This window comes from Sulfitobacter sp. 1A15106, assembly GCF_043556995.1.
Taxonomy (GTDB): Bacteria; Pseudomonadota; Alphaproteobacteria; order Rhodobacterales; family Rhodobacteraceae; genus Sulfitobacter; species Sulfitobacter faviae.
This window is the reverse complement of sequence record NZ_JBIFFM010000005.1, coordinates 234044-248060: the sequence shown is the minus strand read 5'-3', so window position 1 is coordinate 248060 and position 14017 is coordinate 234044. Positions and strand designations below refer to the sequence as shown.

Below are 14017 nucleotides of genomic sequence, written 5' to 3'. Positions count from 1 at the left end.
GTCGCCTTACCGCAAGGCGCCCGAGGCGCGCAACTGCTGGGCGGCCTCTTCGTCGTACCACCAGAAATCGAGGTATCCCAAAGCGTAGGGCGGGATCTTGGGGTGCTCGTACTGGTCGTAATAGGCCACCCAGTAGCTGTCGTTGTACCACGTCGGGATCATGAAGAACTCGTGCCGCAGCGCCCGGTCGAGGGCCATGAGGGCGGCGCCTTCTTCCTCGGCTGTCTCCGCATTCAAGGAGGCTTCGATGATCGTGTCGACCAGCGGGCTGGCAAGACCCGCCGGGTTGAACAGCGAGAACTCCGCAGCCTCGGACCCGTAGCGCTGCGTGAGGCCCGTGCCGGTGCCTAGGAAGGCGGCATAGGCGTCGTAAATCATGTCGTAGTCGCGGTCGCGCTCGCGGGCGGTGTATTGCGAACTATCTACCTTTTCGAGCCGCGCATCGATGCCGATGGAAGTCAGGTTGTTCACGAAATTCTCGATCACCGCCGAGATCGTCGGCGAGCCTGCGGAATTCATCAGGAAGTTCAGCCGCAAAGGCTCGCCCGCCTCGTTGACGCGCATGCCGTTCTGCACGGTCCAGCCTGCCTCTTCCAGCAGCTTGGAAGCGCGGCGCGCGTTGCGGCGGTCCAACAGGCGCGCGGAGTCGGAGCTATGCGGCACCACGGCGGGCTCGGTCAGCAACTCCTCCGCCACCAGATCGCCGAGGCTTTCCAGAAGCGCCAGCTCGGCCCCCTCGGGCGCGCCCTGCGCCATCAGCGGCGTGTCCTGCGTGAAGGAAGCGCGGTGACTAAACAGCCCGTATTGCAGCGACTCGTTGGTCCACTCGAAATTAAACATCAGCGCCACGGCCTCGCGCACACGGCGGTCCTGCAGCGTCTCGCGGCCCAAGTTGAAGATGATGCCCGAGGGCGTGGGCGGGGAGCCGTCCGGCAGTTCGGCCTTCACGATGGCACCCTCACTCACCTTGGAGAAGTCGTAGCCCGTGGCCCATTTCTTGGAATCCCCCTCGGCGCGGAAGGTGTATTCGCCAGCCTTGAAGGCCTCGAAAGCCGAGGTGTCGTCGCTGAAGATTTCCAGCCGGATGCGGTCGAAATTCATGCGGCCACGGTTGATCGGGAGGTCCTTACCCCAGTAATCCGGATTGCGCTTCAGCACGATGCGCTTGGTCAGATCGACGCTTTCGACCATGTAGGCGCCCGATCCGGGGGGCGGGTCCATCCAGCTGTCCTTGAGGGTATTACCGGTCTCCTCGAACCAATGTTTCGGCCATGCGGGCACGCCGCCCACCGTCTCGATCAGGCTGCGGCGCGAGATGCCGTCGGCGAAGTAGAACTTCACCGTGTGATCATCCAGCGCCTCGACCTTGGGAATGCGCTTGCGCACCGCGTCGGCGTAGGACTTCAATCCCTCGTCCAGCAGCAGATTGTGCGAAAACACGATGTCATGCGCCGTCACCGGCGTGCCGTCCGAGAAACGCGCCTCGGGGCGCATGTGGAAGGTGACCCAAGACTTGTCCTCGGGGTATTCGAGGCTCTCGCAGAGCAGGCAGTAACTCTCGCCATAGACATCCGAGGGCAGCGGCTCGCCCGAGGGCGCCTCCCCCAGCAGGCTCTCGAAACCGAAGATCGAAAACAGATGCGCGCGGCCCTTGCCGGAATAGGGGTTCATCGAATCCAGCGTGCCGACGAAGGGGATCGAGATCTCCCCGCCCTTGGGCGCATCCGGGTTCACATAGTCGAAATGCTCGAAATCCGCCGGATAGGTCAGATCGCCGTAAAAGGAATAACCGTGGCTTTTGATGATCTTCTGCTCCTGTGCCGCGGCGGCACCGGCCAATAGGGCCGCCACCATCAGCGTCAGCGTCGCGAGCCAGAGCGGCAGGTCATCAATGACCGAAGGACGGGTCGCGGCGCGGGTCTGGGCACGGGGCATAGGTCACTCCTTGGCGTGGCGTAGTCCGGATAGGCGTCATCTAGGCTAACGCTGTGCGACGCCAAGATACAAGTTGCGAATATGTAAGGTTCCCCCGCACGGGCGGTCCACCGCAAAGCATGCCCCGCGGATTGGCGGTTTCCCCCGCCCCCACTCGCGACAATGTGTAGCCCGCTGCCCCTGTATCTTCGCGGCCCAGCCCGTTTCTCGCCCTAAAGTTAACAGATTCTTCACTCAGGTTAACGATGCGTAAACTGGAGCTGAGCATGAGAACCTACCCGATTCCCTTTAACGAAGAAGCCCGTCTGCGCGCCGTTTTCGATGTGCCCGGCCTCACCGCCGAGAACGAAGCACTGTTCGACACCATTTGCGAGGCCACGCGCCGCCTACTTGACTGTCCGATCGCACATATCAGCGTCGTGGAGGCAGATACCCAATGGTACAAATCCGTGGTCGGCTACCCGTTGGGGCCGATGCCGAAAGATACCGGGTTTTGCAGCCATACAATCATGTCGGACGCGCCGCTGGTGGTACCAGACCTCAGCAAAGACCCCCGGTTCGCGCGTCACCCCATGGTCGCCGAGGGCGGCCCCGAGGCGCGCTATTACTGCGGTGTGCCGCTGATCCTGTCGTCGGGCCACCGCTTTGGAAGCCTGTGCGCGCTGGACCTGCAACCGCATGAGGCTCCTTCTGAGAAGCAGATCGCCCTGTTGGAAGATATGGGCCGCATGGTGGTCGCGGCCCTCGAACGCTGCCAGCCGGACGCGTCCGAGCAAGAGGCCGACAACAGCGCCGAAGCCACTTTCCTGACGCTAGTGGGCCACGAACTCCGCACCCCGCTGACGGTTCTTTTCGGCAGTCTGCGCATGTTGGAGGCCAAGGCCGAACAGGGGGTCAATCCGCTGCTGATCCGCTCGGCCCGCCGGTCTGTCGACCATCTGAGCGCCCTGATCGAGACGATCATTTCCTACAGCAATGTCAGCACCGGCGAACTGCGCCTGAACGAGCGGAAATGCAACCTGAGCGACCTTCTGCAATCGATCTCCGCCCTGCATTTCGCCACCACGGATGCGACGCCCAAGACCATCACGCTGCGCGACAGTCTCCCGCTTGAGGAGATGCATATCGACGGCGACCAGATCGAATTGGCGGTGACGGCACTTGTGCTGAACTCCGTCCTGCATGGCGGCAGTGAGATCGCCTTGGAGACGTTCAAAGACGCCGAGGGCAATATCGAGATTTCGATCGTCGACAACGGCTCATTCGATGATCACGTCGATCTGGCCGAGCTTTACAAACCCTTCGTCGTCGGCGGCATGATGGAGCACCGCAGCACCAAGGGCGGGCTCGGCCTTGGCCTGCCGCTGACCCGCAAACTAATCGAAATGCACGGTGGGGATTTCGAGGTGCATGTGGAAGCGGGCCAAAGCCGCGCCGTGATCCGCCTGCCCGCTTGGCGCTGCGACATCGGCGGGATTGCCGCCGCGAATGCCACCGCCCCGGTGATCGCCGCTCAGTAAAGTCGACACGGGGCGCGCCCGATGTCGCGCCCCGCATCCGATCACTGCCCGTCAACCATGCGGATCAGCGCGTTGATCTCATCCGCCAGCACGCCGGGGTGATCCTCCGGCGTGAAGTGTTTGCCCCCTTCGATCCGACGCAGGGGTGCATTAAGGTCTTTCGCCAACCGCTCGCCATATTCGATCTTTTGAAAGTCATCCGCAGCACCCCAGACGATCCGCGCGGGGATGTTGAGGGTGGGCAGCTTGTCCGCGATGGCTTTCGTGTCTTCCACGTCCAGCGACTGCGCCTGCCGGACAAAGGCTTCGGCCTCTCCGTGCTGCGCGTAATGCGGGGCGTGGGCGTCAAAGGCCGCTTCGGCGGCAGCATCGGTCTCATGCCCTTTCGAGAACATCATCTTCAGCAACTGGTGGAATGAGCCATCGGGCGCATGTTTCGCCACGCCGCCGGTCTTGGCCACCGCGCTGACCAGCGGAACGGGCCACGAATCATAGCTGATCGCATTGGTCAAAAGCAGCCCGCTGACCATCTCAGGGTGACGCACCGCCGCGATCTGCGCGACCCCGCCGCCGAGGTCATGCGCCGCGAGGATCGCCCGCGTGATGCCCTGATCGCGCATCCAAGCAACCAGATAGTCCGCCTGTTTGGCGACCGAGATATCGCGGCCCTCGCCCTGCGGGATCGAGGCCCCATAGCCCGGCATCTCCCAAGCAAGCACCCGACGACCCGTGATCTTGGGCGCGACATCCCGCCAAAGCGCGGGACAGGTGGGAATGCCGTGAAGCAGGATCACGGGATCCCCCGCCCCCATCTCTTCCCAACGCATTTCGATTCCATCGACCGTGGTTCTGTGGCTTTGCATGGCGCGTCTCCTTTCGGTGTGGACGTTTCATGGCCCAACACCTGCATGGATAAGACGTTCCGCCCCGCCCAAACGCAAAAGCCGCCCCCGAGGGGCGGCTTTCTCTCACGCGATGGCGCGGGGTATCAGTTGGAAACGCTTTGCAGGTAAGCGATCACGTCGGCGCGGTCTTCGACCTTACGCAGACCGGCGAAGCCCATAGTGGTGCCGGGCGCGTAGCCTTTGGGGCTTTCCAAGAAAGCGCTCAGCTCTTCCGGGGTCCAATCGCCTTCGAGTGAGGTCAGAGCGCCGGAATAGCCGAAATCGCCAACCGAGGCGATATCGCGACCGACGACACCGTCGAGGTGCGGACCAACAGCGTTGGACCCGTCGACCTTGTGGCAGGCGGCGCATTTGCGGAACACTTTCGACCCGCTGTCAGCATCGGCTTCGGCCATCACGGCTGCAAAATCGATCTCTTCGCCGCCATCGTCACCACCGGCGTCGGCCACTTCGATGACATAGGACGCTTCCCCATGTGCATCGGCGTGGTAAATCTCTTCACCCGCCCATTTGCCCAGCAGAAGTACCAACCAGGCGCCGAATACGCCGGCTGCGATTTTGGTCAGGGTCATTGTATCGAACATGCGTCAGGGTCCATCACTTGGTATTGGCACCATGGGCGGGCCATGGTTCTTGGCATCGTTGCCCGCGTATCTATTGCTTTCCCTTGGCGCAGGCAAGGTGTAGTTACCGCGACCAATTGCCCTTCTCCGCGCCTTTTGCAGCAGGATACGATCCATGACCGCCCAGACCACGCCGCGCATCGCCTTCCAAGGGGCCCTTGGCGCCTATAGTCACGAGGCCTGCCTTCAGGCCTGCCCCGACATGGAACCGGTGCCCTGCCAATCGTTCGAAGGCGTGATCCGGGCCGTAAACGAGGGCCGCGCGGAACTGGCCATGCTGCCGGTCGAAAATACGACCTATGGCCGGGTGGCCGACATTCACCGCCTGCTGCCGGAAAGCGGGCTGCATATCATCGGCGAAGCCTTCGTGCGGGTGCGCATCGCCCTGATGGCCCGCCCCGGCGTGGCATTGGAAGACATCAAACATGTCCGCGCGCATCTGGTGCTTTTGCCGCAGGCACGCAGCTTTTTGCAGCAACATTGCATCACCTCCGAACCCGCCGCCGATTCCGCCGGGGCCGCCGCCGAACTGGCCGCGACCGAGGGCAGCACCGATGGCGTGCTGGCAGGCGAGGTCGCGGCAGAGATCAACGGCCTCACCGTGCTGGCCCGCGATATCGAGGATATGGACCATAACACCACCCGCTTTCTGCTGATGGCGCCCAAGATCGACCTTTCGCGCCGTGCCGAGCGGATGCTGACCACCTTCGTCTTCGAGGTGCGCAACATTCCCGCCGCGCTTTACAAGGCGATGGGGGGCTTTGCGACCAATGGCGTCAACATGACCAAGCTGGAAAGCTATATGGTCGGCGGCTCCTTCACCGCGACGCAGTTCTACGCCGATATCGAAGGCCATCCCGAAGACCCGGCGGTGAAACGCGCGCTGGATGAACTGGGGTATTTCACAAACAAGCTGGAAATTCTCGGCGCCTACCCCGCCCATCCCGGCCGGGGCGCGCCGACCGGGATGTGAGGCGGGGCGAGGCGCGCAGGCTCAGACCTTGACGCCGCTGGCGTAGCGCTCTTCCATCCCGCGGGCATATTCCGCCACGCGGTCCTTGTATTTCTGGGTCAGGGTGGTCTTGGCCAGTTTGAGCGATTGCACCCAAAGCCGTGCCGACAGGGTCAGCGGTTTGACCTCAAGCGCCACCAAGACACGCGTGCTGTTGCGCGACAGGGGCATCAATTCAAAGGACATCTGCCCCGCCAACCCCTGCGACATGCTGTCGATCACCATCTCGTTGGGCCGGTCGAAGGTCACCATCTCAAGCGTCAACTCGCGCCGCTTGCCGCGCAGGGGGAAGACCGCCTTCCATGTCATCCCAACGCCGGGCTGATGCAGGGCATCGGCGCGCTGCACCTCGGCCCCGCGCCGCATCGCCGCCCGCTCAAAGCTTTCGAAATCGCACAACATGTCAAAGACCGCTTCGATCGGCGCTTCGACGTCTTCTTTGGTGGAGAATTTCATTCGGTCCGTTCCAATTCTTCTGCTCGCATTTGCCACCCGCGCCGCTTTGTCCGGGCCCGTCAGCGCGGTGTATCAGGTCAGTCTATCCGCAAGCCAGTTTTCCAGCAAGAAATGCGCGATGGCCCCGCGGCGAGCGGGCAGAAGCCGCGGATGGCTTCCGGCAAAGGCCTCCATCATCTCTTCGCGGGTGACCCAAAGCGCGTCTTCGATCTCAACCGGGTCGATGGTCAACTCCCGGCTCAACGCCTGCCCCGCACAGCCCAGCATGAGGGACGCCGGAAAGGGCCATGGCTGGCTGGAGAGGTAGCGCACCGCGCCGACCTGCACGCCCGCCTCCTCGAAGACCTCCCGCCGCACGGCGGCCTCTACCGTCTCTCCCGGCTCGACAAAGCCCGCCAGCAGGGAATACATCCCCTCGGGCCAACCGGGGGAGCGGCCCATGAGGACCGAGTTGCCGTGGGTGATCAGCATGATGACCACCGGATCGGTGCGCGGGAAATGGGCGCCGCCACAGTCGGGGCAGACCCGTTGCCAGCCGCCCTGCGCCAGATCGGTGGCGCTGCCGCAGCGCGCGCAATGGCGGTGGGTGTCGTGCCAGCCAAGGATCGCCTTGCCGCTGGCCGCCAGTTCGGCATCGCGCGGATCGAGCCAAGTCATCACCCGCCGCAATTCGGCAAAGGCCATGTCATCGCCCAAAAGCGGATGGCGCTGTTCGCTGGGGTCAAGGAACGCGCCCAGTTGCGATTGATCCAGATCGGGGGGTTCCCAGCCGGAGATATCGACCGCAAAGCGCGGCGCCCCATCCTCACGCCCCAGCAAGATCGCCGTGCCTTCGGCCTCTTGCAAGACGGGGTGATCCATCGCCAATCGCGCCAAAGCGGCGGGGCGTTCGGGCGCGATCAGCGGCTTGCCGCGCCAAAAGACTACCGCCCGCGCCGCCGGGTCGGCGCGCAACTGCGCCAAGGCTTCCGGATTGCCACGTATCTCCCCCGCCCGATCAAGGGCCGAGCCTCCAAAGGTTACCGTCTCCGCGTGACGCATGGCGCTCTCCCGATACAGGCCCGATACAGGCTTTTGGCGTTTCGCCCAGCCATGCCACGGCGCAGGCGATATTGGCAATCCCAAGCCCCCTTGCCAGATCGGTTGAAATCTGGTCATATCAAAACATCTTTAAGTTGTAAAATTTAACGAGTACTTACCTTTTCGGTGAACAGGCGCAGCACATATGCCTCGACCGGTGTCGTTCCCCCTGAGGGTGGCATCCCGGCCGAGGCACGTCTGCGCATACTGGCCACGACGGACCTGCATATGCAGATCGTGGGGCATGACTATGTGGGCGACCGTTCGGTGGGCCATCACGGTCTGGCCGGGATCGCCACCTTGATCCGCACCGCCCGGGCAGAGGCGGCGGAACAGGGGGCCGCCTGTATCCTGCTCGACAATGGCGATCTGTTGCAGGGCAATGCCTTGGGCGATCAACTGGCGCAGCTGCCGGTCACCCAAACGCATCCGCTCGTCGCCTGTGTGAACCATCTGCATTATGACGGTCTGGGCTTGGGCAATCACGACCTTGACCATGGGCTGCCCTATCTGCGCGCTGTGGCCGGGGCGCTGGACATGCCGCTGATCTCGACCAATCTGCATCTGACCGACCCCGGCCCGCTGCGCCGTTGGGCCGTCGTCTCGTGTCTGCTGCCTGCCGTTGCGGGGCATCCCTCTTCTCGGCTGCGGGTGGGCCTGCTTTCGGTCCTGCCGGGCCGAACCGCGATCTGGAACCGCGAGGTTTTGGAGAATGAGGCCGAGATCATCTGCCCCCTCGAAAGCCTGCGCAGCGCCGCCCTTACGCTGCGGGCGGAGGGGGCCGACCTGACCGTGTTGCTGGCCCATATGGGCATTGCCCAGAAAGAAGAGATCACCGCCGAGGAAGACATCTGCGCGCTCGCCCAGATCGAAGGCATCAATGCGGTGATCACCGGCCACACCCACCTTCGTTTTCCCGGAGAGGATCATGGCCCGCGTGACGGGGTCGACACGCAGACGGGCACGCTATCCGACCGCCCCGCTGCGATGCCGGGGTTTGGCGGGTCTGACTTGGCTGTGCTGGATCTGGCCCTTCAACGGGACGCGCGAGGGGGCTGGACGGTTTCGGGTCATGAAAGCCACCTGCGCGACAACAGCGCGCAAACGCTGGCCGACCCGATGGTGCTAAGGGCCGCGCGGGTCAGCCACATCGGTGTGCGCAGGCATCTGGAGGAGGTGGTCGGCCATACCGACACCGCGCTTCACAACTACTTTGCCCTCGCCATGCCCACCCCCATCGACGCGCTGAGCGCCCGCGCGCAGGCCGAGGTGATCCGCCAAGGGGTCGCGGGCACGGCCGATAGCGCACTTCCGATCCTCGCCGCCACGGCGGCGCATACGGCAGGCGGGCGCGGCGGGCCGGGGCATTTCCTGCATATCCCGCCCGGCGCGGTACAACGCCGCCATATCGCCGGGCTGCTTCCCTATCAAAACGCGGTCTGGGCGCTGCGCCTCACCGGTGCCGACCTGCGGCGGCGTTTGGAAAAAGCGGCAGAGGTGTTCGCTCCGCTCGGCAGCACCCCGGGCCCGCTACTCGACCCCTGCCGCCCACCGTTTCACTGCGACACGATTTTCGGCGTCACCTATGCCATTGACCCCTGCCGCCCCCGCGGCAGACGGATCACTGCGCTGTCATGGCAAGGGGCACCGGTGAGGCCGGACCAAAAGTTTCTACTCGCGACCAACCAGTTCCGCGCGGCGGGCGGCGGCGGGTTTGACCGCGCGGCGAAGGATGACATCGCCCTGCGCAGCCCGCTTCCGCTGTCCGAAGCGCTGATTGCCGCTCTCGCTACGCCACAGGAGTGCCCATGGTCCGACGCGCCGCCATGGCGCTTCGATGCGGCGGGGGCGCAGGCGGTTCTCTATACCTCGCCCGAGGCCCTGCCCTTCTTACAAGACATCGCCCATCTGTCGCCCACCCCGCGCGGCATGACCGCCTCGCGCTTCGCCCAAATCGCGATCCGCTTGTGAGGCTTGCACTTCGCTCCATGCCCTCCTATATGGGCCTTGAGAGGTTGGTGCGGGCAAGCGCCTCGCCAACCCGGTCAGATCCGGAAGGAAGCAGCCGTATCGAGCCCCGCTTGGGTCGTTATCAGCCTCTCACCACCGTTGCATTGCGCAGCAATGCAACGCCCCGGCAGTCGCTTCGCAGAAGCGATGAGAGGGGTAGCTTCTCCAAATAAAAGATGCGTTCGAGAGGCGAGACGCCCCGCCCGTGGGCACCACGGGCATCGCCCTTCCTCCCCCCGGAGGGCGCTGCCCTCACCGCCTCACAACCGATCCGCCTCAAACGTATCGCAGGCCGCAATCTGGCCACTCTCAAACCCCCGCTCAAACCAACGCGCGCGCTGCTCTGACGTGCCATGGGTAAAAGTATGCGGCTGCGGCACCTGACCGGCCTGTCGCTGCAAATGATCGTCCCCGATCATCCGCGCAGCATTCAGCGCCTCTTCAAGGTCGCCCTTCTCCATCAAACCTTCGACGTTCGACGCCCAGATGCCAGAAAAACAATCGGCCATCAGTTCAAGCCGCACGGTCAGGGCATTCGCCTCAACCTCGGAAGACTGCTGCCGCATCCGGGCGACCTGCGGCAGAACGCCGATCTCGTTCTGCACATGGTGCGCGACCTCATGGGCGATCACATAGGCCGCCGCGAAATCGCCTCCGGCACCAAGACGCTGGTCCAACGTGCGGAAAAACGCGGTGTCGAGATAGGCCATATTGTCCGCCGGGCAGTAAAACGGTCCCGTCGCGCCCGAAGCCCCGCCGCAGGCGCTTTGCGTCACATTCTCAAAGACCACAAGCTTGGGCGGCGTATAGGTTTCACCCAATTGCTCTTGGAAAATCCGGCTCCAGACCTGTTCGGTCGTGGTCAGCACGCGGGCGGCGAAATCGACCTGCGGGTCTTCGCTGTCACTGAGCGGGCGGGACTGCTGGACCTGACCGCCGCCTTGGCCGGTCAACAGCGGCGTCACGTCGATCCCGGTGAAATAGCCGATGGCCATGACTGCCAGAACGCCGACCAACCCAAGACCCCCGGCCTTGCCGGCCCGTCCGCTGCGGCGGATGACATTCTTGCTCCGCCCAATTCCACCCAACCGCATGAACCGTCCCTCGTTATGTCAAAGCCTATTGCCACATGAACGCGCAAGGCGCAGTTTGGTTCAATGAGCGATAAGAATGACCTGGCCGAAGACCGCACCGACTGGGCCGAGGATCGCACGATCCTTGCCAATGAACGCACCTTTGCGGGCTGGATGCGCACCGGCATGGCCGCCGTCGCCGTGGCCATCGGTCTGCGCGCCGTTTTCGGTGAGTTCGAGCCGACATGGGTGGCGAAAGCTGTGGCCTCGGTCTTCATTTTAGCCGCGCTTTACGTCTATTGGGCCGCGCAGGCCTCGGCGGCGAAAACCCAAAGGCGGCTGAGCGACCATCACGCCCATGCCCAGCCCAACAGCCGCATGAAAGTCTTGTCGATCCTGCTCGCCTTCGCCTCTGCCGGGGTCGGGGTGATCCTTTGGATGCTCTGAGCCTTCCGCAAGCACGGTAGACGCCACGGCGCGGAGCGCATAGTTTACGGCCTTGACCGAATCCGATCTGGGGCACCATGACAGATACATCCGCCTACCGCGTTCTGGCCCGCAAATACCGGCCCGAAACCTTTGCCGATCTCGTCGGCCAAGACGCCATGGTGCGCACGCTGAAAAACGCTTTTGCCGCCGACCGGATCGCGCAGGCTTTTGTGATGACGGGCATTCGCGGCACCGGCAAGACGACCACGGCGCGGATCATCGCCAAGGGGATGAACTGCATCGGGCCGGACGGCAACGGCGGGCCGACAACCGATCCCTGCGGCGTCTGCGAACATTGCACTGCCATCATGGAAGGCCGCCACGTCGACGTGATGGAGATGGACGCGGCCTCGAACACCGGCGTCGCCAACATCCGCGAGATTATCGATTCGGTGCATTATCGCGCCGCCTCGGCCCGGTACAAAGTCTATATCATCGACGAAGTGCACATGCTCTCGACCGGGGCGTTCAACGCGCTGCTTAAGACGCTGGAAGAGCCGCCGGAACACGTCAAATTCATCTTCGCCACCACCGAGATCCGCAAGGTGCCGGTGACGGTGCTGTCGCGCTGCCAGCGGTTCGACCTGCGCCGGATCGAGCCCGAGGTGATGATCGCGCTCCTGCGCAAGATCGCCACCGCCGAGAGTGCCGAGATCACCGATGACGCGCTGGCGCTGATCACCCGCGCCGCCGAAGGCTCGGCCCGCGACGCCACCTCGCTGCTGGACCAAGCGATCAGCCACGGCGCGGGCGAGACCGGGGCCGAACAGGTGCGCGCCATGCTGGGGCTGGCGGACCGTGGCCGAGTGCTGGACCTCTTTGACATGGTGCTGCGCGGCGATGCAGGTGCCGCGCTGACCGAACTTTCGGCGCAATATGCCGATGGGGCCGACCCGATGGCGGTGCTGCGCGATCTAGCCGAGATCACCCATTGGGTCTCGGTCGTGAAGATCACGCCCGATGCCGCCGAAGACCCCACCATCGCTCCTGAAGAACGCGCCCGCGGCCAGCAGATGGCCGAGACCCTACCGATGCGGGTGCTGACGCGGCTCTGGCAGATGCTGCTGAAGGCGTTGGACGAGGTCGCAGCCGCGCCCAACGCGATGATGGCCGCCGAAATGGCCGTGATCCGCCTCACCCATGTGGCCGATCTGCCCTCGCCCGAGGAACTGGTGCGCAAGCTGCAAAACAGCAGCCCGCCCCCGGCCCCCGGCCCCGTTGGCGGTGGCGGGGGCGGCGGTGGCAATGGCGCCGCGCAGGGCAGCACCGGCGCGCAGGCCGTGCAACAGGCGCAGCAGCGGATGGCCTCCAACCCCGGCCCGCAGGGGCAGACCACGGCACTGGCGCAAGACCTCAACGCCGCGCTGGCCCGCTTTCCGACATTCGAACATGTCGTCGAGTTGATCCGCGTGAACCGCGACGTGAAGCTGCTGGTCGAGGTGGAAACCTGCGTGCAACTTGCCGCCTACCAGCCCGGCCGCATCGAGTTTGTCCCCACCGACGACGCGCCGCGCGATCTGGCGCAGCGGCTGGGGCAGAAACTGCAGCTCTGGACCGGTAACCGCTGGGCCGTCTCACTGGTGAACGAGGGCGGGGCCGAGACCATCGCGCAGGTCCGCGACGCGCGTGAACTGGCGCTGAAGAAACAGGCCGAGGACCACCCGATGATGCAGGCGGTGCTGGCGCAGTTTCCGAAGGCCCGGATCACCGCGATCCGCACCCCCGAAGACATCGCCGCCGCCGCCACGGCAGAGGCGCTGCCCGAAGTCGAAGACGAATGGGATCCGTTCGAGGACGGTTGATCCCCCGGCCCCCGCGCCACATATAAACGACAACGCAACAAGGAGACCCAGATGCTCAAGGGATTAGGCGGCCTCGGCGATATGGCCGGGATGATGAAAAAAGCGCAGGAAATGCAGGGCAAGATGGCCGAACTGCAAGAGGAGATGCACAACATCACCGTCGAAGGTGAGTCCGGTGCGGGCCTCGTCAAAGCGACCTGTAGCGCCAAGGGTGAGTTGAAGGGGCTGGATATCGACCCGTCGATCTTCAACAAAGACGAAAAGGAAGTGGTCGAAGACCTGATCCTCGCCGCCATCAAGGATGCGCAGAGCAAAGCCTCGGAACGCGCGCAGGCCGAGATGAGCAAGCTGACCGAAGGCATGGGCCTTCCCGCGGGCATGAAACTGCCCTTCTGATCCCGGTGGGGCGGGCCGGTCCCGCCCCTCTTCCAACGCCCATAGGTGCCATTCTTGAGCTCTACCCGCGACATTGACGCCCTGATCGAGCTGATGGCGAAACTGCCCGGCCTTGGCCCGCGCTCGGCCCGGCGGGCGGTGCTGCACCTGATCCGCAAACGCGCGCTTTTGCTGACCCCCCTGTCCGACCTGATGCAGACCGTCGCCGCTACGGCGCGCGAATGTCTGAACTGCGGCAACGTCGGCACCGCTGATGTCTGTGACATCTGCACCTCCGAGAAACGCGCCAATGGCGAGCTTTGCGTGGTGGAGGATGTGGCCGACCTTTGGGCGATGGAACGCTCTGGCGTGTTCAAAGGGCGCTACCATGTGCTGGGTGGCACGCTTTCGGCGCTGGATGCCATCGGCCCGCAAGAATTGCGCATCCCGCGGCTGGTGGACCGGATCGACACCGAAGGGGTGACGGAGGTGATCCTCGCGCTCAATGCCACGATCGACGGGCAGACCACGGCGCATTACATCGCGGATCAGCTGGAGAGCCGGGTGCGGCTCACCTCCCTCGCCCAAGGCGTGCCGATTGGCGGGGAGCTGGATTACCTTGACGACGGGACGATCACCGCCGCGATGCAGGCGCGCAAGTCGCTTTAGGCACCCCCCAGAATCAAAGCGGGCCGCCCGCTCCTCCCAAAGCAGACGGCCCTTTTCCGGGGCGACGC

The 14017-nt window shown here is 64.2% G+C and carries 13 protein-coding genes and 1 other RNA gene; 8 read left to right on the top strand and 6 right to left on the bottom strand.

Going from position 1 to position 14017, the window contains the following annotated elements:
- Positions 1-6: 6 nt before the first annotated feature.
- Complete coding sequence (locus ACGYKA_RS10115; RefSeq protein WP_394417330.1) at positions 7-1935, bottom strand: extracellular solute-binding protein; 1929 nt, start codon at positions 1933-1935, stop codon at positions 7-9.
- A gap of 266 nt (positions 1936-2201) precedes the next feature.
- Here ACGYKA_RS10115 and ACGYKA_RS10110 point away from each other — a divergent pair, with 266 nt between their 5' ends.
- Positions 2202-3455, top strand: coding sequence for a GAF domain-containing protein (locus ACGYKA_RS10110; RefSeq protein WP_394412267.1), 1254 nt, complete (start codon positions 2202-2204; stop codon positions 3453-3455).
- A gap of 41 nt (positions 3456-3496) precedes the next feature.
- On the opposite strand, the gene ACGYKA_RS10105 is transcribed toward ACGYKA_RS10110, so the two are convergent.
- Together ACGYKA_RS10105 and ACGYKA_RS10100 are read right to left on the bottom strand one after the other, a co-directional pair.
- Positions 3497-4318, bottom strand: a complete 822-nt coding sequence (locus ACGYKA_RS10105) for an alpha/beta fold hydrolase (RefSeq protein ID WP_394412264.1) — start codon at positions 4316-4318, stop codon at positions 3497-3499.
- A 125-nt stretch (positions 4319-4443) separates the two neighbouring features.
- Positions 4444-4944 carry a c-type cytochrome gene (locus tag ACGYKA_RS10100; protein ID WP_394412261.1) on the bottom strand — a complete coding sequence of 167 codons (501 nt, stop codon included), beginning with the start codon at positions 4942-4944 and terminating at the stop codon, positions 4444-4446.
- A gap of 154 nt (positions 4945-5098) precedes the next feature.
- Here ACGYKA_RS10100 and ACGYKA_RS10095 point away from each other — a divergent pair, with 154 nt between their 5' ends.
- Positions 5099-5956 carry a prephenate dehydratase gene (locus tag ACGYKA_RS10095; protein ID WP_394412258.1) on the top strand — a complete coding sequence of 286 codons (858 nt, stop codon included), beginning with the start codon at positions 5099-5101 and terminating at the stop codon, positions 5954-5956.
- Between the two features lie 21 nt (positions 5957-5977).
- On the opposite strand, the gene ACGYKA_RS10090 is transcribed toward ACGYKA_RS10095, so the two are convergent.
- A complete protein-coding gene (locus tag ACGYKA_RS10090) occupies positions 5978-6451 on the bottom strand; it encodes an SRPBCC family protein (protein WP_067268594.1) in 474 nt (157 codons plus the stop codon).
- Positions 6452-6523: 72 nt separating this feature from the next.
- Entirely contained in the window at positions 6524-7492 is a 969-nt protein-coding gene (gene nudC / locus ACGYKA_RS10085) for an NAD(+) diphosphatase (protein ID WP_394412255.1), read from the bottom strand.
- Positions 7493-7657: 165 nt separating this feature from the next.
- Here nudC and ACGYKA_RS10080 point away from each other — a divergent pair, with 165 nt between their 5' ends.
- Positions 7658-9502, top strand: a complete 1845-nt coding sequence (locus ACGYKA_RS10080; protein WP_394412252.1) for a 5'-nucleotidase C-terminal domain-containing protein — start codon at positions 7658-7660, stop codon at positions 9500-9502.
- Between the two features lie 37 nt (positions 9503-9539).
- Positions 9540-9637: signal recognition particle sRNA small type (ffs, locus tag ACGYKA_RS10075), an RNA gene on the top strand.
- A gap of 164 nt (positions 9638-9801) precedes the next feature.
- On the opposite strand, the gene ACGYKA_RS10070 is transcribed toward ffs, so the two are convergent.
- The gene (locus ACGYKA_RS10070; RefSeq protein WP_209216555.1) at positions 9802-10635 is read right to left on the bottom strand and encodes a neutral zinc metallopeptidase; all 834 of its coding nucleotides are present in this window, start codon (positions 10633-10635) and stop codon (positions 9802-9804) included.
- Between the two features lie 63 nt (positions 10636-10698).
- Between ACGYKA_RS10070 and ACGYKA_RS10065 the strand changes: the two genes are divergently transcribed.
- From ACGYKA_RS10065 to recR, 4 genes are all read left to right on the top strand, one after another.
- Complete coding sequence (locus ACGYKA_RS10065; RefSeq protein WP_394412248.1) at positions 10699-11061, top strand: YidH family protein; 363 nt, start codon at positions 10699-10701, stop codon at positions 11059-11061.
- Between the two features lie 77 nt (positions 11062-11138).
- Positions 11139-12905 carry a DNA polymerase III subunit gamma/tau gene (locus ACGYKA_RS10060; protein WP_394412245.1) on the top strand — a complete coding sequence of 589 codons (1767 nt, stop codon included), beginning with the start codon at positions 11139-11141 and terminating at the stop codon, positions 12903-12905.
- Between the two features lie 51 nt (positions 12906-12956).
- A complete protein-coding gene (locus ACGYKA_RS10055) occupies positions 12957-13301 on the top strand; it encodes a YbaB/EbfC family nucleoid-associated protein (protein ID WP_007118099.1) in 345 nt (114 codons plus the stop codon).
- 54 nt (positions 13302-13355) lie between these two features.
- Positions 13356-13949, top strand: a complete 594-nt coding sequence (recR, locus tag ACGYKA_RS10050; RefSeq protein WP_394412242.1) for a recombination mediator RecR — start codon at positions 13356-13358, stop codon at positions 13947-13949.
- The last annotated feature ends 68 nt before the right edge of the window (positions 13950-14017 follow it).

Bases quoted from the DNA above. Each gene is read 5' to 3' on its own strand.
- ACGYKA_RS10115 (WP_394417330.1), bottom strand. From the start codon at position 1,935: ATGCCCCGTGCCCAGACCCGCGCCGCGACCCGTCCTTCGGTCATTGAT.
- ACGYKA_RS10110 (WP_394412267.1), top strand. From the start codon at position 2,202: ATGAGAACCTACCCGATTCCCTTTAACGAAGAAGCCCGTCTGCGCGCC.
- ACGYKA_RS10105 (WP_394412264.1), bottom strand. From the start codon at position 4,318: ATGCAAAGCCACAGAACCACGGTCGATGGAATCGAAATGCGTTGGGAA.
- ACGYKA_RS10100 (WP_394412261.1), bottom strand. From the start codon at position 4,944: ATGTTCGATACAATGACCCTGACCAAAATCGCAGCCGGCGTATTCGGC.
- ACGYKA_RS10095 (WP_394412258.1), top strand. From the start codon at position 5,099: ATGACCGCCCAGACCACGCCGCGCATCGCCTTCCAAGGGGCCCTTGGC.
- ACGYKA_RS10090 (WP_067268594.1), bottom strand. From the start codon at position 6,451: ATGAAATTCTCCACCAAAGAAGACGTCGAAGCGCCGATCGAAGCGGTC.
- nudC (WP_394412255.1), bottom strand. From the start codon at position 7,492: ATGCGTCACGCGGAGACGGTAACCTTTGGAGGCTCGGCCCTTGATCGG.
- ACGYKA_RS10070 (WP_209216555.1), bottom strand. From the start codon at position 10,635: ATGCGGTTGGGTGGAATTGGGCGGAGCAAGAATGTCATCCGCCGCAGC.
- ACGYKA_RS10065 (WP_394412248.1), top strand. From the start codon at position 10,699: ATGAGCGATAAGAATGACCTGGCCGAAGACCGCACCGACTGGGCCGAG.
- ACGYKA_RS10060 (WP_394412245.1), top strand. From the start codon at position 11,139: ATGACAGATACATCCGCCTACCGCGTTCTGGCCCGCAAATACCGGCCC.
- ACGYKA_RS10055 (WP_007118099.1), top strand. From the start codon at position 12,957: ATGCTCAAGGGATTAGGCGGCCTCGGCGATATGGCCGGGATGATGAAA.